This is a genomic window from Streptomyces sp. NPDC050085 (assembly GCF_044460595.1).
GTDB lineage: Bacteria > Actinomycetota > Actinomycetes > Streptomycetales > Streptomycetaceae > Streptomyces.
Window position 1 is genome coordinate 419,289 of sequence record NZ_JBITJZ010000005.1, and the last position, 17,404, is coordinate 436,692.

16 protein-coding genes are annotated in these 17,404 nt (G+C 71.7%); 11 read left to right on the plus strand and 5 right to left on the minus strand.

Annotation, left to right across the window (positions count from 1 at the left end; all coding sequences use genetic code 11):
- The first annotated feature begins 32 nt into the window (after positions 1–32).
- Positions 33–1,406 carry an aminotransferase class V-fold PLP-dependent enzyme gene (locus tag ACIBUY_RS21550; protein ID WP_399153358.1) on the plus strand — a complete coding sequence of 458 codons (1,374 nt, stop codon included), beginning with the start codon at positions 33–35 and terminating at the stop codon, positions 1,404–1,406.
- Positions 1,407–1,483: 77 nt separating this feature from the next.
- Here ACIBUY_RS21550 and ACIBUY_RS21555 read toward each other — a convergent pair whose 3' ends face one another.
- Both ACIBUY_RS21555 and ACIBUY_RS21560 read right to left on the minus strand, forming a co-directional pair.
- Entirely contained in the window at positions 1,484–1,765 is a 282-nt protein-coding gene (locus ACIBUY_RS21555) for an Lrp/AsnC ligand binding domain-containing protein (RefSeq protein ID WP_365564538.1), read from the minus strand.
- Entirely contained in the window at positions 1,762–2,514 is a 753-nt protein-coding gene (locus tag ACIBUY_RS21560) for a rhomboid family intramembrane serine protease (protein WP_365564535.1), read from the minus strand. The genes ACIBUY_RS21555 and ACIBUY_RS21560 overlap by 4 nt, the downstream gene beginning before the upstream one ends.
- Positions 2,515–2,608: 94 nt before the next feature.
- Between ACIBUY_RS21560 and ACIBUY_RS21565 the strand changes: the two genes are divergently transcribed.
- The 5 genes from ACIBUY_RS21565 (at position 2,609) to ACIBUY_RS21585 (ending at position 8,259) form a co-directional block, all read left to right on the plus strand.
- Positions 2,609–2,848, plus strand: a complete 240-nt coding sequence (locus tag ACIBUY_RS21565; RefSeq protein WP_365564533.1) for a hypothetical protein — start codon at positions 2,609–2,611, stop codon at positions 2,846–2,848.
- A 34-nt stretch (positions 2,849–2,882) separates the two neighbouring features.
- Positions 2,883–4,244 carry an NYN domain-containing protein gene (locus tag ACIBUY_RS21570; protein WP_365564530.1) on the plus strand — a complete coding sequence of 454 codons (1,362 nt, stop codon included), beginning with the start codon at positions 2,883–2,885 and terminating at the stop codon, positions 4,242–4,244.
- 285 nt (positions 4,245–4,529) lie between these two features.
- The gene (locus ACIBUY_RS21575) at positions 4,530–5,555 is read left to right on the plus strand and encodes an NlpC/P60 family protein (RefSeq protein WP_365564528.1); all 1,026 of its coding nucleotides are present in this window, start codon (positions 4,530–4,532) and stop codon (positions 5,553–5,555) included.
- A 422-nt stretch (positions 5,556–5,977) separates the two neighbouring features.
- Complete coding sequence (locus ACIBUY_RS21580) at positions 5,978–7,003, plus strand: NlpC/P60 family protein (RefSeq protein ID WP_365564525.1); 1,026 nt, start codon at positions 5,978–5,980, stop codon at positions 7,001–7,003.
- Positions 7,004–7,044: 41 nt separating this feature from the next.
- Positions 7,045–8,259 carry a hypothetical protein gene (locus ACIBUY_RS21585; protein WP_399153359.1) on the plus strand — a complete coding sequence of 405 codons (1,215 nt, stop codon included), beginning with the start codon at positions 7,045–7,047 and terminating at the stop codon, positions 8,257–8,259.
- Positions 8,260–8,284: 25 nt separating this feature from the next.
- Here ACIBUY_RS21585 and ACIBUY_RS21590 read toward each other — a convergent pair whose 3' ends face one another.
- Entirely contained in the window at positions 8,285–8,812 is a 528-nt protein-coding gene (locus ACIBUY_RS21590) for a PadR family transcriptional regulator (RefSeq protein ID WP_399153360.1), read from the minus strand.
- A gap of 107 nt (positions 8,813–8,919) precedes the next feature.
- Here ACIBUY_RS21590 and ACIBUY_RS21595 point away from each other — a divergent pair, with 107 nt between their 5' ends.
- The gene (locus ACIBUY_RS21595) at positions 8,920–10,245 is read left to right on the plus strand and encodes an MATE family efflux transporter (protein ID WP_399153361.1); all 1,326 of its coding nucleotides are present in this window, start codon (positions 8,920–8,922) and stop codon (positions 10,243–10,245) included.
- On the opposite strand, the gene ACIBUY_RS21600 is transcribed toward ACIBUY_RS21595, so the two are convergent.
- Positions 10,206–11,450 carry a glycosyltransferase 87 family protein gene (locus ACIBUY_RS21600; protein ID WP_399153362.1) on the minus strand — a complete coding sequence of 415 codons (1,245 nt, stop codon included), beginning with the start codon at positions 11,448–11,450 and terminating at the stop codon, positions 10,206–10,208. The genes ACIBUY_RS21595 and ACIBUY_RS21600 overlap by 40 nt on opposite strands.
- A 90-nt stretch (positions 11,451–11,540) precedes the next feature.
- On the opposite strand from ACIBUY_RS21600, the gene ACIBUY_RS21605 reads away from it, so the two are divergent.
- Entirely contained in the window at positions 11,541–12,683 is a 1,143-nt protein-coding gene (locus ACIBUY_RS21605) for a glycosyltransferase family 4 protein (RefSeq protein WP_399153363.1), read from the plus strand.
- A gap of 122 nt (positions 12,684–12,805) precedes the next feature.
- On the opposite strand, the gene ACIBUY_RS21610 is transcribed toward ACIBUY_RS21605, so the two are convergent.
- Positions 12,806–14,602 carry an AMP-dependent synthetase/ligase gene (locus ACIBUY_RS21610; protein WP_399153364.1) on the minus strand — a complete coding sequence of 599 codons (1,797 nt, stop codon included), beginning with the start codon at positions 14,600–14,602 and terminating at the stop codon, positions 12,806–12,808.
- Positions 14,603–14,903: 301 nt separating this feature from the next.
- Between ACIBUY_RS21610 and ACIBUY_RS21615 the strand changes: the two genes are divergently transcribed.
- The 3 genes from ACIBUY_RS21615 (at position 14,904) to ACIBUY_RS21625 (ending at position 17,344) form a co-directional block, all read left to right on the plus strand.
- Positions 14,904–15,665, plus strand: a complete 762-nt coding sequence (locus ACIBUY_RS21615; protein WP_365564506.1) for a metallophosphoesterase — start codon at positions 14,904–14,906, stop codon at positions 15,663–15,665.
- 88 nt (positions 15,666–15,753) lie between these two features.
- The gene (locus ACIBUY_RS21620) at positions 15,754–16,191 is read left to right on the plus strand and encodes an SRPBCC family protein (protein ID WP_365564504.1); all 438 of its coding nucleotides are present in this window, start codon (positions 15,754–15,756) and stop codon (positions 16,189–16,191) included.
- Positions 16,192–16,246: 55 nt separating this feature from the next.
- Positions 16,247–17,344 carry an ArsA family ATPase gene (locus ACIBUY_RS21625; protein ID WP_399153365.1) on the plus strand — a complete coding sequence of 366 codons (1,098 nt, stop codon included), beginning with the start codon at positions 16,247–16,249 and terminating at the stop codon, positions 17,342–17,344.
- The last annotated feature ends 60 nt before the right edge of the window (positions 17,345–17,404 follow it).

Here is a 17,404-nt window from a genome sequence, read left to right on the forward strand (position 1 = left end):
TCAATTCTCTTGACTCACCAGGGAGTTCACCCATGTCTGTCTCCGTCGACGCCGCTGCCTGTATCGAGACCCCTTCCGAGATCGCCCCGCTGGCCGTGCTCGGCCGGGACGTCTCCGTGCCGCTCGTCACCGGTGGGGAAGTGACGTACGCGGCCCTCGACTACGCCGCCAGTGCGCCGGCCCTGCAGCGCGTGTGGGACGACGTCGCCGCCTACGCCCCGTACTACGGCAGCGTGCACCGCGGCGCCGGGTACCTCTCCCAGCTGTCCACCGATCTGTTCGAGAACTCCCGTGTCGCCGTCGCCGAGTTCCTCGACTGCCGCGAGGACGACCAGGTGATCTTCACCCGGTCGACCACGGACTCGCTGAACCTGCTCGCCGCCGTGCTCCCCGCCGACTGCCAGGTCTTCGTCTTCGAGACCGAGCACCACGCGTCGCTGCTGCCGTGGCGGGACGCCCGCGTGACCTACCTCAACGCGCCGCGCACCCCCGACGAGGCGGTCCAGACCCTGGAGCGGGCCCTCGCCGACCGCGACCCCTACGGCCCCGCGCTCGTCTGCGTCACCGGTGCCTCCAACGTCACCGGTGAGCTCTGGCCGGTGCGCGAGCTGGCGGCGGCCGCTCACGCGCACGGTGCCCGCATCGTGCTCGACGCCGCTCAGCTCGCGCCCCACCACCCCGTCTCCGTCCAGGAGTTGGACGTCGACTGGGTCGCGTTCTCCGGGCACAAGCTGTACGCCCCGTTCGGATCCGGCGTGCTCGCCGGGCGCTCCGACTGGCTGACCGAGGCCGAGCCGTACCTCGCCGGCGGTGGCGCGTCCCGCAAGGTCGCCCGCCGCGGCGACGGTGGCGTGGACGTCGAGTGGCACGACACCGCCGCCCGCCACGAGGCCGGTTCGCCGAACGTCATCGGCGTCTACTCCATCGCCTCCGCCTGCAAGGCGCTGACCGAGGCCGGGTTCGACAACCTCGTCGCGCGCGAGCGGTTCCTGATCCGGAAGGTGCGGGACGGGCTCGCCGAGGTGCCCGAGGTGAAGGTGCTCTCGCTGTTCGGGGACGACTCCCCGCGCGTCGGCGTCATCTCGTTCGTGGTCGAGGGGTGGAACTCCTCGCACTTCGCCGCCGCGCTCTCCGCCGAGTACGGGATCGGCGTGCGGGACGGCCTGTTCTGCGCCCACCCGCTCGTGCGCACCCTGCTCGGCTCGGACCCGCAGACGCAGGGCGAGTGCGGGGCGCCGGAGGCGGCACCGGGGGAGAAGTCGCTGAACGCGATCCGGGTCAGCTTCGGGGCCGGTACGCCCGATGAGCACGTGGAGCGTTTCGTGGCCGCGGTGAAGGAACTGGTGCGCGATGGCGCCGCCTGGAACTACCGCACTGAGGACGGGCGTTGTGTTCCGGCTTCGTAAGGTGCGCTCATAGAAATGCCGCGGTCGCGTCTGCTCGGTTCTGAGCACTCGCGGCCGCGGCTTTTCCGTGACACGCCCTAGCCGTCCAGGCCGATCGCGAACGCCGCCTCCAGGTCGTGCTGGGAGTACGTACGGAAGGCCACGTGCGTGTCCGTCGCCTCGACGCCCGGGATCTTGCTGATCTTGCCCGGGATGACGTCCGCCAGATCGTCGTGCCGCGCGACGCGGACCATGGCGATCAAGTCGTACGTGCCGGTGACGGAGAAGACCTCGCTGACGCTGTCCAGGGCCGCGATCGACTCGGCGATCTCGGGGATCCGGTCCACGCTGGTCTTGATGAGCACGATCGCGGTGATCACGGCTGGCTGTCTCCCTCGGTGGCCGTGGCTGGGGCTGGCTCAACCTTAGCCCGCCCCTTGTACCTCACCCACGCGTAGAGGAAGCCGAGCGAGAAGCCGACCAGGTGGGCGAGGTAGGCGACGCCGGGGCCCTGGCTGTCCTGGCCCGCCGCGGCCCACTGCAGGGCCACCCAGAACGGGAGCACGACCCACGCGGGGAAGCGCAGCGGCAGGAAGAAGAGGAAGGGGAAGACGCTCGTCACGCGGGCATCGGGGAACAGGTAGAGGAAGGCGCCGAGGACCGCCGAGATCGCACCCGAGGCGCCGACCAGCGACTGGTCCGAGCCGGTGTGCGCGAGCGCGTAGCCGAAGAGCGCCAGGTAGCCGGTGACGAGGTAGAAGACCGCGTACGGGAGGTGACCCATGCGCTCCTCGACCATCGCCCCGAACACGTACAGGAAGAGCATGTTGCCCAGCAGGTGGATCCAGCTGCCGTGCACGAACAGGGCCGTGAGCGGGGCGAGCGCGGCGCGGGGGGATCCGGTGAAGAGTTCGGTGGGGACCACGCCCCAGCGCTGGAAGTAGGCGCTCTGGGCGGCGAGCAGCCGGTCGCCCGTGCCGTACGTCGGGTTCAGACCGGAGGCGGGGGAGAGCACGAAGACCACGCAGCAGACGGCGATGATTCCGTACGTGACCGGGGCCGGGTGGCCCCTGAGGAAAGCGGTCACTTTTCCGAGTTTTCCGGTCGCGTCGCGCCCGTTGCCGATCATGGCAGAGAGCATGACGCAAGGCGGGGAGCGGGCGGCGCACGGCAGGCCGTAGGGTTACGGGCAATACAGCAAGCTATGGAAGAGGCGCAGTTCGATGACGGTTCCCCTGCCGACCGCCACCACCCGCTGGCGCTGCACCCTGTGCGGCAATCTGACGCGGTTCGACGTGACGCGCTCCTCGAAGGTCGTCGAGTACGTCCACCTCGACCTGGCCGGTGAGCCGAACGTCGAGGAACGCAACGTGGTCAGTGAGACCATCGAGTCGGTCCGCTGCCGCTGGTGCAACGCGGTGGACCAGGTGGAACTGGTGGACAGGCCGGGCACCGACTCCTGAGGGAGCGGGCCCCACAGCGACTTTGGGGTGACGGATGGTGGAGAGCACGGGCGGGGAGGCCGGGAAAGCCGATGAGGCCGCCGCCGCCGAGGTGCTCGACCGGCCGTTGCCCGAAGGCGTACGGCGGCGGGTCGTGCAGATCGTGTCGGACGGCTTCGGCGGTCTGACCGTCGGTGAACTGCCGCCCCAATTGCGGCAATATGCGCGCTTTACTCCGACTCGGCGCGTGAAGTTCGCCGGGAACGCCATGGCCGCCGCCGTGGAGAGCGAGACGCTGTTCCGGCAGCGGATCGCCGAGCGGTTCCGGGAGGCGCAGCCGGAGTTGGCCGCCGCGCTTGACGCCGGGTCGCCGCCGCCCGCCGCCGATCCGCTGGACGTGGCCGCCGCCGCGTACGTGCTGCGGCCCGTCGGCTGGGTGAAGCTGGTCGCCGCCGCCGGTGAGGAGGCCCAGCGGGCCGACGCCGAGCGGGCCGACGAGGAGACCCGGGCCGAGCTGGAGTCGCTGCGCGACCGGCTGGCCGAGGCGCGGGCCCAGGCCAAGGCCGAGACGGAGCGGTTGCGGGCCGAACTGGACGCCGCCAAGCGCGAGGCCGAGTCCGTGCACCGCAAGCTGCGGGCCGCCCTCAGTGACGTGAAGCGCGGCGAGGCCGCCGTGCGCAAGGCGCAGGCCGAGACCGAGACCGTACGCAGTGAGCAGCAGATCCAGGTGTCAGCCGCCGAGAGCGAGTCGCGGCGGCTGAAAGCGCGGCTCGGCGAGGTCGAGGCGGCCCTCGAGGCGTCGCGCCGGGCGGCCCGCGAAGGGCGCAGCGTCGAGGACATGCGCGTGCGGCTGCTGCTCGACACCGTCCTGGACGCGGCCCAGGGGCTGCGCAGGGAGCTGGCGTTGCCGCCGGTGTCGCAGCGGCCCGCGGACTCCGTGGACGCCGTCGAGCCGGGCCGGATGACGCCCAAGGACATCGCGGCGCGCGCCCTGCACGAGCACGACCCGGCGATCCTCGACCAGTTGCTCGCGCTGCCGCAGGCCCATCTCGTCGTCGACGGCTACAACGTGACGAAGACCGGGTATCCGACGATGCCGCTGGAGAAGCAGCGGCTCAGGCTGCTGGGGTCGCTCTCGCAGCTCGCCGCGCAGACCGGGGCCGAGGTGACCTGTGTCTTCGACGGGGCCGAGCTGGCCGCGCCGGTGCTGCTCGCGCCGCCGCGCGGGGTCAGGGTCCTGTTCTCCAAGGCGGGCGTCACCGCTGACGAATTGATTCGCCAGCTGGTGCGGGCCGAGCCGCCGGGCCGGCCGGTGATCGTGGTCTCGACCGACCGGGAAGTGGCCGACGGTGTCGCGAAGGCGGGGGCGCGTCCGGTTGCGTCCGTCATGTTGCTGAAGCGGCTTTCGCGGGGTTGAGATCCGTTGAGGGACGCTCCGGAAGTTCCGTTCCGTTTGCCCGAATTGGCGAAACCTTCACGCAACGTAGTGTCAAACGAGCATCACTGCACGTGAGTTGAGTGCAAAGAATGCACTCGGTGACCGAGATTTTTCTCGTCAGGATTTGAACTGATCACAAGAAGGTCACTAGGGTCGGGCCTCGAACCTCCGCTCGGGTGATCACTCACATGAGGTGAGTGACGGTGGAGGGGCACCGCCCAACGGCGTTCTGTGGGCGGCTGGAGGAAGAAGGAGCTCGCCTTCGTGGCGTCCCACCGTCGACCCAAGCAGCCGAGCCGCACGCGTGTGACCGTGCTCACCGCGACCGCCGCCGCTGCCGTGGCACTCACCTCGCAGGCCGCGAACGCGGCCCCCAAGCCGACCAAGAGCGAGGTCAAGTCCAAGGTCGACAAGCTCTACGAAGAGGCGGAGAAGGCCACCGACCTCTACAACGGGGCCAAGGAGAAGCAGAAGAAGCTCGAGAAGGAGATCGGCGAGCTCCAGGACAAGGTCGCCCGCGGCCAGGAGGACCTCAACGAGCTGCGTACGGGCCTCGGTTCGCTCGCCAGCCAGCAGTACCGCTCCGGCGGCATCGACCCCTCCGTCCAGCTCTTCCTCTCCTCAGACCCGGACGACTACCTCGACAAGGCGTCCACGCTCGACTCGCTCTCCGCGCAGCAGCTCGAGTCGCTCAAGAAGGTCCAGGAGAAGCAGCGCACGCTCGCCCAGGAGCGCGCCGAGGCCTCCGACAAGCTCAAGGACCTCGCCGAGACCCGCACCCAGCTCGGCAAGAAGAAGAAGGAAGTCCAGAGCAAGCTCGGCGAGGCGCAGAAGCTGCTCAACACGCTGACCGCCGCCGAGCGGCAGAAGATGGCCGACGCCGACGCGCGCGCCAGCCGCTCCTCCGCCGGCCGTGTCGACCTCGGCAACATCAAGGGCTCCGGGCGCGCGGGAGCGGCCCTGAGCGCCGCCGCCACCCAGATAGGCAAGCCGTACGTCTCCGGCGGCACGGGCCCCAACTCCTACGACTGCTCGGGCCTGACCCAGTGGGCGTACGGACAGGCCGGTGTCTCCATAACCCGGACCACGTACACGCAGCAGGGCGACGGCACCCACATCGGCATGAGCCAGCTCCAGCCCGGTGACCTCGTCTTCTTCAACAGCCTTGCGCACGTGGGCCTGTACGCGGGCAACGGCCAGGTGCTGCACGCCCCGCACCCCGGCGCCAGCGTCCGCTACGAGTCGATGAGCACGATCGGATCGTTCATGTACGGCGTCCGCGTCGCCTGATCCGGCGCTGCGTCCGGTCCCGCGTCCGATCCTCGTACCAAAGGACTGACGGCCTCTGGAAACGCGCCCGTTCGGGCGAATTCCGGCACTTCCCGCTGACTTCACGCCCCGGCATCGACCTGCGTCGATGCCGGGGCGTGCGGCTTCCGTGGCACCCCGGCGACGGCTGCACCGCGTGATAGCTTCCGCGCTGTCCGTGGTCGACCGGCCGTGGACCTACCGCCGGACGGGCGGAAAGTGACGCCTGTGGAGGCCCGACGCAGGACCGGAGTTCCGGTTCCGGCGGGGCCCGTGAAGCAGGAACCCGCCGGAAGCCGACCCGCGCAGCGGGACGGCAGGCCGGAGCCCGGTGATGCCGGGCGGGCGTCCAGGTCGGCGCGCATTCCGCAGGGCGGGCCGACGCGGAAGGAGCAGCAACACCCGTGGGATCCCATCGTCGTACCGCGCACCCGGGGCTGGACCGCAGCACGCGCGTGACCGTCCTGACCGTGGCTGCAGCGGGCGCGGCGGCAGCCCTCGGCGCCGCCCCTGCGGGCGCCGCGCCGCACGACAGGCCCGCGGACACCAAGGCCGAGGTCGACCGCCTCTACGAGCAGGCGGAGAAGGCCACCGAGTCGTTCAACCAGGCCGACGAGCGGGCCGACAAGCTCCGCAAGGAGCTGTCCGCGTCGCAGGACCAGGTGGCCCGCGGGCAGGAGCGGATCAACAGGATGCGCCAGGCGCTCGGCATGGTGGCCGGCGCCCAGTACCGCTCGGGCGGCATGGACCCCTCGCTCGCCCTGATGTTCTCCTCCGACCCGGACGCCTATCTCGACAAGGCCAGCGCGCTCGACCGGATCGGCGCCCGGCAGGCCGGTGACCTCGCCGAACTGCAGAGCGCCCAGCGGGACTTGGCGCAGGTGCGGGCCGAGGCGCAGCGCAAGCTCGCCGAGCTGGAGCGCAGCCGCAAGGCCGTCGCCCGGCACAAGCGCAGCGTCGAGTCGAAGCTGGCGAAGGCGCGGCAGCTGCTCAACTCGCTGCCGGCCACCGAGCGCGCGGCGTTCGAGCGGGCCTCGCGCTCCAGCAGCCGCCCCGACCTGTCCGGCGCGGGCGCCGCCTCCTCGGCCCGTGCCGCGACCGCCCTCGCCGCCGCCCAGTCGGCGCTCGGCAGGCCGTACATCTGGGGCGCCAACGGCCCCTCGGGGTTCGACTGTTCGGGCCTGATGCAGTGGTCGTACGCGCAGGCCGGGGTCGGCCTGCCGCGCACCTCGCAGGCCCAGCGGTACGCGGGCCAGCAGGTGCCGCTCTCCGCCGCGCAGCCCGGCGACCTGGTCGCGTACGGCTCCGACGCCCATCACATCGGCATCTACGCGGGCAACGGCCAGGTGATCCACGCGCCCTACCCCGGCGCCCCGGTCCGCTACGACCCGGTCGGCATGATGCCGGTCTCCTCGGTCACCCGCGTCTGACTCCTGCGACGGGCCGTGCCCGACGTCGTACGATCGGAAAGATGGCTGGTCGACGGCGTGTGAGCAACAGGAACAGGGGCGGGTGCTTCGTGGCACTTGGCGCCCTGCTCGCCGTCGTGTCCGGGTGCGGATCCGGCGGGCAGGCGCCGCCCCCCGACTCCCGGTCGGCCGCCGTGCAGCAGGTCCTGGACCGCCGGGCGGCCGCCGTCCTCGGCCACGACAGTGCCGCGTACGAGGCGACCGGCGGGGCCGACCCCTATCTCCTGCTCGATCTCGCCGAGGTCCCGCTGGACTCCTGGGCGTACCGGCTGACCCGCCTCGACGGGTCCGGCTCGCGGGTGAGCGCCGACGTCGAGCTGCGCTACCGCGTCGACGGGTACGACCAGGCGCCCGTGGTCGCCGCGCGGACCCTGACGCTGCGGCGCGAGGACGGGCGCTGGCAGGTGATCGCCGACGAGCCCGCGAAGAAGTCCGGGCGGCAGCTGTGGGAGCAGGGGAGGATCACCGCGGTGAAGGGCGCGCACAGCCTGGTGCTCGGCGTCGGACAGCAGCGCAACGTGCTGCGGGGATACGCCGACATCGCCGACGACGCGGTGCCCGCGGTGGAGGACGCCTGGGGCAAGGACTGGGCGCGCAAGGTCGTCGTCCTGGTGCCCAAGTCCCTCGACGGAATGGGGCAGTTGCTGGGGGCTCCCGCCTCCGGCTACCAGGGGATCGCGGCCGTCACGACCGGCGAGGCGGGCGGCTCGGGCGCGGCGCCCGCGGACCGCGTGATCCTCAACCCCGAGGCGTACGGCGTGCTCGGCGCCTTCGGCAAGCAGGTCGTGCTCACCCATGAGACGGCGCACGTGGCCACCCGGGCGGTGACGTCGGCGGCGACGCCGCTGTGGCTGTCGGAGGGGTACGCGGACTGGACCGGGTACCGGAACGCGGGCCGCACGCCCGCCCAGGCGGCCCCCGAGCTGCAGCGCTCGGTGCAGGACGGCAGCGCGCCCGCCACGCTGCCCGAGGACGCGGACTTCGGCTTCAGCGGCGACGCATCCAAGCTCGCGCGGGCGTACGAGAGCGGCTGGCTGGCGTGCCGGATGATCGCCGAGCAGTGGAGCGAGGCGAAGCTCAACTCGTTCTACGTCGCGGTCGGCGGGCACAAGCAGCGGTCGGGGGCGGTCGAGGGTGCGCTGCTGAGCGTGCTCGGGATCGACGAGCAGGACTTCGTGGCGCGCTGGCGGGCGTACGTACGCGCCGAACTGGGCTGAGCCGAACCCGGCCCAACTGGGTTGATCAGGGCGTCAGTTCGGCCAGTGACTCGCGTAGCCACTGCTTCTCCGCCCGGCCCGTCGCCCGCGCCACCCGCAGCATGCCCCGGCGGAACAGGTCCTCGGGTTCCTCGGCGCGCACCGGCCTGCCTTCCGCGTCGTAGAAGAAGCTCGCGGGCGTCTCCAGGAAGTCCAGGCGGCGGCGGAGCACCGCGGCCTGCTCGGCGGGGTCGGGGAGGTGGCGCAGGAACGCCAGCAGCGTGTTGAACCGCGTGCCGTCGGTGATCTCGATGTCCTTCGGCGCCCGGAGGCGGTCGAGGAGGGCCGCGCGGCCGCTGTTCGTGAGGGACAGGACCCGGCGCCGGGCCGCCGCGGTCCCGGCCGCCGAGCGCTCGTCGAGCCGGCCTGCCGCGACGAGGCGGTTGATCGCCGGGTAGAGCGCGCCGTCGCTGACCGGGCGGACGTGGCCGCTGAGCGCCTTGATGCGCTCCTTCAACTCATAGCCGTGCAGCGGCTGTTCGTAGAGGAAGCCGAGGATCGGCAGCTCCAGCATGCGGGCTCCTGGGGGCGGATGGCGGGCGGTTGCGGGCCGACTTCCGTCATGGTACCTCTTTTCGAGGTACTGGATACCTCGAAAAGAGGTAGGGGGAAGGGGTCGCCGTGGACGGCAGGGACCATCGCAGGACACTCGTCGGGCTCGCGCGGCCCGTCTACTTCTCGCTGCTCGCCTCCGTGGCGGCCGGGATCATCAACACGGTCTGGGTGGCCCGGCTCGGGGGCGACGCCGTCGCCGCCGTGGCCGTCGCCACGAACGTCGAGAACGTGCTGCTCGGCGTCGCCCTCGTCTTCGGCTCCGGCACCACCGTCCTGGTCGCGCACGCGCGGGGCGCCGAGGACCCGGCCGCCGTGCGGGCGGCGGTGCGCGGCGGGTGGGGACTGTGCGCGCTCGTCGTGCCCGTGGTCGCGGTGGGCGGGTGGCTGGCGCGGGAAGGCGTCGCGCGGCTCGTGCTCGGGGGCGGCGACGCGGGGGCGCTGCGGCTCGCCGTCGCGTACTTCGGCGTCTCGATGCCCGGCCTGTCCGTCTTCTTCGTGCAGCAGCTGGTCGACGGAATCCTCAAGGGCGCGGGCGACACCCGCACCCCGATGCGCCTCGCCCTGCTCGCGAACGGACTGATCCTCGTCCTCGACCCGCTGCTCATCCATGCGTACGGAGTGGTGGGCGCCGCCGTCGCGACGGTGACGGCCCGCTCGGTCGCGCTCGGCGTGAGCCTGTGGGTGGTGCGGCGAAATCCCGTACTGGGCAGGGGAGTCGAGCCGTCGTGCGGCACTGTGGCCGCCGTGCGACGCACCCTGCGCACCGGGCTGCCCATGGCCGTCGACTTCACCGTGCGGCAGACGGGCGCGCTCGCCCTCGTCGCCGTCGTGGCGCGGCTCGGGGTGACGGCCGTCGCCGCGTACGCCGTCGCGTACAAGGTGCTCTACGTCGCGACGATGGCGTTCTACGCGGTCCGGCAGGCGGCCGCCATCCACACCGCACAGCGCAGGGGCGCGGGCCACGACGAGCGGCGGGCCATCGGGCGGCAGTCGATGCTGGTCGCCGGGTCGGTGGGCCTGGTCGCCGCCCTGCTCTTCCTGGCTCTCGCGCCCTGGCTGATGCGGGCCTTCGGGGCGCCGCCCGAGGTGGCCGCGGAGGGCGTGCTGTTCCTGCGGGGCGTGGGCCCGTATCTGATCCTGCTGGCGGGCTTCATCGCGCTCGGCGGGGTCTTCGAGGGCAGCGGGGGAGCGCCGCGGGCGGCGCGGGTGACCCTGCTGGGCACGGTGCTCCAACTGCCGTGCGCCTACTGGCTGTCGGGGCTGTGGGGCCTTGCCGGGGTGTGCGCGGCGATGGGTGCGGCCATGGCGGTGCAGTGCGGATGCCTGGTGGCCATGGCGCGGCGGGCCGCGGTTCAGGAGGAGGCCGGCACCGAGTGGTCGCGGGCGGCCTGAGCGGGCACCGGGGTCGCCCCGGCCAGGCGCGGCTCGGTCACCGTGGCCCGCCACAGGCGGTGGCAGGCGCTGAGGGTGGCGACGACGAGGAGGCCGTTGCGCACCAGCAGCAGCGTCAGGCCGAGGGTGTCGCTGGCCACCACGTGCGAGAACCAGATCGGGAACTCGAGGAACGTCACGAGCGTCGCCGCCAGCACCAGCCACACGGGCAGCGTCATCCGGCTGTCGCGGAAGAGCAGGCAGACGGCCGCGAGACCGACCAGCCACAGCATGTACTGGGGGCTGATCACCCGGCTCGTCGTCGTGAAGAGCAGCACCGCCGTCAGGGCCGCGTCCGCGAGCGTGGCGGAGCTCCACGCGCGCGCCTTGAACCGCCACAGCACCAGCCAGCCGAGCGCGAGCACCGTCAGTCCCTGCGCGAGGGCGCTGACGACAGCGACGCCCGGACCGAGGAACTCGACCGATCCGTAGTTCAGCTGCACCGTGCCCGACCAGCCGAACTGCCGCGCCACGTGGAAGACGAGCGAGCCCAGCGACTCGACCTCCGTGCCCCGGTCCTTCTGGAAGGTCAGGAACGCGAACGAGCCCGGCATCGCGATGACGAACGCGAGCGCGAGCCCGCCCGCGGTCATGGCCGCGGACCCCCACGCCTCACGCGTCGCGCGCCCGCGCCGGGTGCCCAGCAGGAGCAGTACCGGCCACACCTTGAGCATCGCGGCGATCGCGGCCAGCACGCCCGCGGCCTTCGGGTGCCGGGCCATCGCGAGCAGCGCCGCGACCGCGACGGCGGTGACCATCACGTCGTAGCGCGCGTACACCGTCTGCCCGAGCAGCGGCAGGCCCGCCACCCACACCCACACGCCGCGCCGCGACTTGCCCTGCCGCTCGGCGACGTACAGGAGCATCAGGAAGACGGCCGCGTCGGCGAGGAACGCGAGGACGAAGAAGGCCGAGGCGTACTCCAGGAACGGCAGCAGCGCGGGGGAGAGGATCGCGACCGCGGCGGCCGGCGGGTACTGCCAGGTGACGTCGTCCAGCGGGAACGTCCCGGTCCGCAGGACGTCGAACCAGCCGTGGTAGATCACCGACACGTCGCTCGTGACGTCGGGTCCCGGCACGACGACGACCTTGAAGACGCACAGCAGCAGCACGGTCCTGGTCAGGGCCCAGGTGATCAGGGCACCTGCGGGGGTTCGCGTCTTCATTCGAACCATCATGCCCGGGAGGCCTGTGCGGTGGCCATGGAGCGGGCGGCGTGGCGCGTCCTTCGGACCGGTTCGGTACTGTCTGCGGCGATGCACAAGACCCTGATCGTTACCAATGACTTCCCGCCGCGGCCCGGCGGCATCCAGGCGTTCCTGCACAACATGGCGCTGCGTCTGGACCCCGAGCAGATCGTCGTCTACGCGTCGACGTGGAAGCGCAGCAAGGAGGGCGTCGAGGCGACCGCGGCCTTCGACGCGGAGCAGCCGTTCACCGTCGTGCGCGACCGTACGACGATGCTGCTGCCGACGCCGCGCGTGACCCGGCGTGCGGTGGGCCTGCTGCAGGAGCACGGCTGTACGTCGGTGTGGTTCGGGGCGGCCGCGCCGCTCGGCCTGATGGGCTCCGCGCTGCGCAGGGCGGGTGCGCAGCGCCTGGTCGCGACGACCCACGGTCATGAGGCTGGCTGGGCCCAACTCCCGGCGTCCCGGCAGCTGTTGCGCCGGATCGGCGAGTCGACGGACACGATCACCTACCTCGGCGAGTACACGCGCTCACGCATCGCGGCGGCGCTCACGCCCGAGGCGGCCGGGCGCATGGTCCAACTCCCGCCCGGGGTCGACGAGAAGACGTTCCACCCGGACTCGGGCGGCGACGCGGTGCGGGCCCGGCTCGGCCTGTCGCAGCGGCCGGTGGTGGTGTGCGTCTCGCGCCTCGTCCCGCGCAAGGGGCAGGACACGCTGATCCTCGCGATGCCGCGGATCCTGGCGGACGTGCCGGACGCGGTGCTGCTGATCGTGGGCGGCGGGCCGTACGAGAAGGAGCTGCGCAAGCTGGCGGTGGACACCGGGGTCGCCGACTCGGTCCGTTTCACCGGGGCCGTTCCCTGGGCCGAACTGCCCGCGCACTACGGGGCCGGTGACGTGTTCGCCATGCCGTGCCGGACGCGCCGCGGGGGCCTGGACGTCGAGGGGCTCGGCATCGTCTACCTGGAGGCGTCCGCGACGGGCCTGCCCGTGGTCGCGGGGGACTCCGGCGGGGCGCCGGACGCGGTGCTCGACGGGGAGACCGGGTGGGTCGTGCGGGGCGGCTCCGCCGAGGACGCGGCGGATCGTGTCGTGGCGCTGTTGCAGGACGCGGAGTTGAGGCGGCGGATGGGGGAGCGCGGCCGGGCGTTCGTGGAGGACCGGTGGCGCTGGGACCTCTTGGCCGAGCGGCTGAGGGGGTTGTTGTAGCGCCGGCTCGTCTGCCGGGTTTCGGATTCGTTCGCGGCTGCGGGCCGGTGGGAACTGCGCGAAGCAGGACCACCGGCCCGCACCCGCGTGACAAGCGACCGGAGTTACGGCGAGAAGGCGCGTCAGCCCCGGTAGATCGCTTCGATCTCGTCGGCGTAGTCCTTGGCCACGACGTTCCGCTTCAGCTTCAGCGACGGGGTCAGGTGACCGGAGTCCTCGGTGAACTGCGCCCCCAGGATCCGGAACTTGCGGACCGACTCCGCCTTCGACACCGCCGCGTTGCCGTCGTCCACCGCCGACTGGATCGCCGCCAGCAGATCGGGGTCCTCGCGCAGGGACGCCACCGTGGAGTCCGCCGGTTTGTCGTGGTCCGAGGCCCACTTGCCGAGGAACTCCTCGTCGATGGTGACGAGCGCGCCGACGAAGGGGCGGCCGTCGCCGACGACCATGCACTCGGCGACGAGCGCGTGGGCACGGATGCGGTCCTCGATGACGGCCGGGGCGACGTTCTTGCCGCCCGCCGTCACGATGATCTCCTTCTTGCGGCCGGTGATCCGGAGGTAGCCGTCCTCGTCGAGCGTGCCGATGTCGCCCGTGTGGAACCAGCCGTCGGCCAGCGCCTCGGCCGTCGCGGACTCGTTGTTCCAGTAGCCGGTGAAGAGGTGCTCGCCGTGCAGCAGGACCTCGCCGTCGTCGGCGATGCGGACGACCGAGCCGGGCAGCGGCTGGCCGACCGTGCCGATCTTCTGCCGGTCCCACGGGTTGAAGGCCGTGGCCGCGCACGACTCGGTCAGGCCGTACCCCTCGAGGACCGTGAAGCCGATGCCGCGGAAGAAGTGGCCGAGGCGCTCGCCCAGCGGGGCGCCGCCCGAGATCGCGTACTCGCCGCGGCCGCCGAGGACGGCACGCAGCTTGCTGTAGACGATCTTGTCGAACGTCTTGTACTTGAGCTTCAGGGCCAGCGAGGGGCCCTTGGGGGTGTCGAGCGCGCGGCTGTACTCGATCGCCGTGTCCGCGGCCTTGTCGAAGATCTTGCCCTTGCCGTCGGCCTGCGCCTTGGCCCGCGCCGAGTTGTAGACCTTCTCGAAGACGCGCGGGACGCCGAGGATCAACGTGGGCCTGAACGCGGCGAGTTCATCGGTGAGGTGCTTGATGTCGGGGGCGTGGCCCAGCTTGATGGGCGCCATCAGGGACGCCACTTCCACCAGGCGGCCGAAGACGTGCGCGACGGGCAGGAAGAGGAGCACCGAGCACTCGCCCGTACGGAAGAGGGGCTTGAGCCGCTCCACCACGTTGCCGCACTCCGCGAAGAAGCTGCGGTGGGTGAGCACGCAGCCCTTGGGGCGGCCGGTGGTGCCGGACGTGTAGACGATCGTCGCCGGGTCGTCGGCCTTCGCCGCCCCGCTGCGCTCGTCCACCGTCGCGTCGGGCACGTCGGCGCCGACGCGGTTCAGCTCCTGGACGCCGCCCGCGTCGATCTGCCAGATGTGCCGCAGCTCGGGCAGCGCGTCGCGCACGGAGGCGACGGCCGCGGAGTGCGCGTCCGACTCGACGAGGATCGCGACGGCGCCCGAGTCGCCGAGGATCCACTGGATCTGCTCGGCCGAACTCGTCTCGTACACGGGGACGGTGACCGCGCCCGCGCTCCAGATCGCGAAGTCGAGCAGCGTCCACTCGTAGCGCGTACGGGACATGAGGCCGACGCGGTCGCCCGGGTTCACGCCGGAGGCGATGAGTCCCTTGGCCGCGGCGTGCACCTCGGCGAGGAACTGGACGGACGTGACGTCGCGCCACGTGCCGTCGATCTTGCGGCCGATGACGGCGACGTCGGGATGCTGCGCGGCGTTTCTGCGGACGATGTCGGTCAGATTCCCGTCCGCAGGGACCTCGTACAAAGCCGGAAGGCTGAACTCGCGCAAGACTGCTGCTCCTCATAAGGCGCCGGCGCCACGACTCTGTGTGCTGCGTCGGTGCGGTCCAAGATCGGGCAGGTGCTCAGTGCCTGAACTGGTCGATCCGGTTGAACTGAGCACGACTGGACTGCCCGGACGTTACCCACCAGTACTGCTTTTTCGGTAGGGGGTCCAGGCCAGATGTTCGCTGCGTCACACGTCACGGCGGTGCTCTGCGCACAGTAGTCCACGTGCTTCCCGACTCGGAAGTAACCGCAGGTGGAGCGGCCTCTACCCCTCTTCGGTCCATCGTCCTAGGGTGATCGACATGCGCGTACATGTGGTCAGCGATGTGCACGGAAACTCCACCGACCTCGCACGAGCGGGCGACGGCGCCGACGCCGTCGTCTGCCTCGGTGACCTGGTCCTCTTCCTGGATTACGCCGACCACTCGCGCGGCATTTTCCCCGACTTGTTCGGAGCCGGGAACGCCACGCGCCTCGTCGAGCTGCGCACCGCCCGCCGCTTCGACGAGGCCCGCGCCCTCGGAGCGGAGCTCTGGGCGGGCATCGACCGCGTACCGGCCATCGAAAAGGCGGTGCGCAAGCAGTACGCGGAGCTGTTCGCCGCCTTCCCCTCTCCTACGTACGCCACCTACGGCAACGTCGACATGCCGCAGCTGTGGAGTGAGTACGCGGGACCGGGCACCCGGGTGCTCGACGGGGAGCGCGTCGAGATCGGCGGCTGGGTCTTCGGCTTCGTCGGCGGCGGCCTGCGCACGCCGATGCGGACCCCGTACGAGATCGACGACGAGGAGTACGCCGCCAAGATCGAGGCCGTGGGCGAGGTGGACGTGCTGTGCACCCATATCCCGCCAGAGGTGCCCGACCTCGTCTACGACACCGTCGCGCGCCGCTTCGAGCGCGGCAGCCGGGCCCTCCTGGAGGCGATCCGCCGTACCCGGCCGCGCTATTCGCTCTTCGGCCATGTCCACCAGCCGCTCGCCCGGCGCATGCGGATCGGCGCCACCGAGTGCGTGAACGTCGGCCACTTCGCGAGCGCGGGCAGGCCGTGGGCCCTGGAGTGGTGACGGCGTGCCGGTCCGCGCGCGATAGCCTGCACGCGACACACACGTATCCATGGCGGATCCCCGTCCGTTATCCGGAGGAGCCACGGCGATGGCGGAACACACCAGCTCGAGCATCACGATCGAGGCGGCACCGGCCGATGTCATGGGCGTGATCGCCGACTTCGCCCGCTACCCGGACTGGACGGGCGAGGTGAAGGAGGCAGAGGTGCTCGGCACCGACGACGCCGGCCGCGCCGAGCAGGTCCGCCTCGTCATGGACGCCGGTGCGATCAAGGACGACCAGACGCTGAAGTACACGTGGACCGGTGAGAACGAGGTGGCGTGGACCCTCGTGAAGTCGCAGATGCTGCGCTCGCTCGACGGGTCGTACGTGCTCAAGCCCGCCGGTTCGGGCACGGAGGTCACGTACTCGCTGACCGTCGACGTGAAGATCCCGATGCTCGGGATGATCAAGCGCAAGGCCGAGAAGGTCATCATCGACCGCGCGCTCGCGGGCCTGAAGAAGCGGGTCGAGGCGGGCAAGTAGCGCCGCTCACGACCCCGGGGATCGCGAGGCCGCGCCCCAGGTAGCCTCAAGATTCATGCGCACCCTTCTCGTCACCGGCCCCGGTGGCTCCGGCAAGACCACGGTCGCCTCGGCCACCGCCCTGAAGGCCGCCCACGAAGGGCTGCGCGTCCTGCTGATCACCCGGGACGCCACCGATCGCCTGCCCGGGGTCACCGTCGACCGGCTCGCGCCCGCCGACGACTTCCGCGACGACCTGCTCGCCCTGCAGGAGCGGGCCGGTTCCGCACTGGATCTGCTGGGGGCCGCCCGGCTCGACGGCGACGAGCTGACCCCGCTGCCGGGAGCCGAGGAACTCGCCCTGCTGCGCGCTCTGCGGAACAGTGCCGACGGCTCTTACGACCTGGTCGTCGTCGACCTGCCGCCCGCCCGGCAGGCCGTCGCCCTGCTCGCCCTGCCCGAGCAGCTGCGCCGCTACCTGCGCCGGTTGCTCCCCGCCGAGCGCCAGGCGGCCCGCGCCCTGCGACCCGTACTGGGCAGGCTCGCCGGGGTGCCGATGCCCGCCGAGTGGCTGTACGAGGCCGCCGCCCGCTGGGACGCCGAACTCGCCGCCGCGCAGGCCGTGATCGACGCCGACACCACCCTGGTACGCCTCGTCGCCGAGCCCACCCGGGCCGCCGCCGACCTGCTGCGCACCATCGGCACCGGGCTCGCCCTGCACGGCCTGCGCACCGAGGCCGTCATCGCCAACCGGGTGCTGCCCGAGGGCTCCACCGACCCGTGGCTGGCCGACGCCGCGGGCCGCCAGCGCAAGGTCGTCACCGAGTGGCCGGGTGCGTACGAGATATCCCACCTCGGCCACGACGCACGGCCCGAGGACCTCGACGTGCCGCTGCCCGGCGTCCCGGGGCCCCGCGCCGAGTGGCCCGTCGAGGACCGGCTCGCGCAGGACGGCGTCCTGGTCTGGCGGATCCCGCTGCCCGGCGCCGTGCGCGAGGAACTCACGCTGATCAGGCGTGGTGACGAGATCGTCCTCGGCGCGGGGGCGCTGCGCCGCATCGTCCCGCTGCCCTCCGCGCCCCGGCGCTGCACCGTGGCGGGGGCCGGTCTCGTCGACGGCGAACTGCGGGTGCGGTTCACACCGGACCCGGATCTGTGGCCGCAGACCCGCTGAACGTTCTGCACCCGTTCGGGTAACGTCGAAGTCGTTGTTTCTTCAGCACCTCTTCAGCAC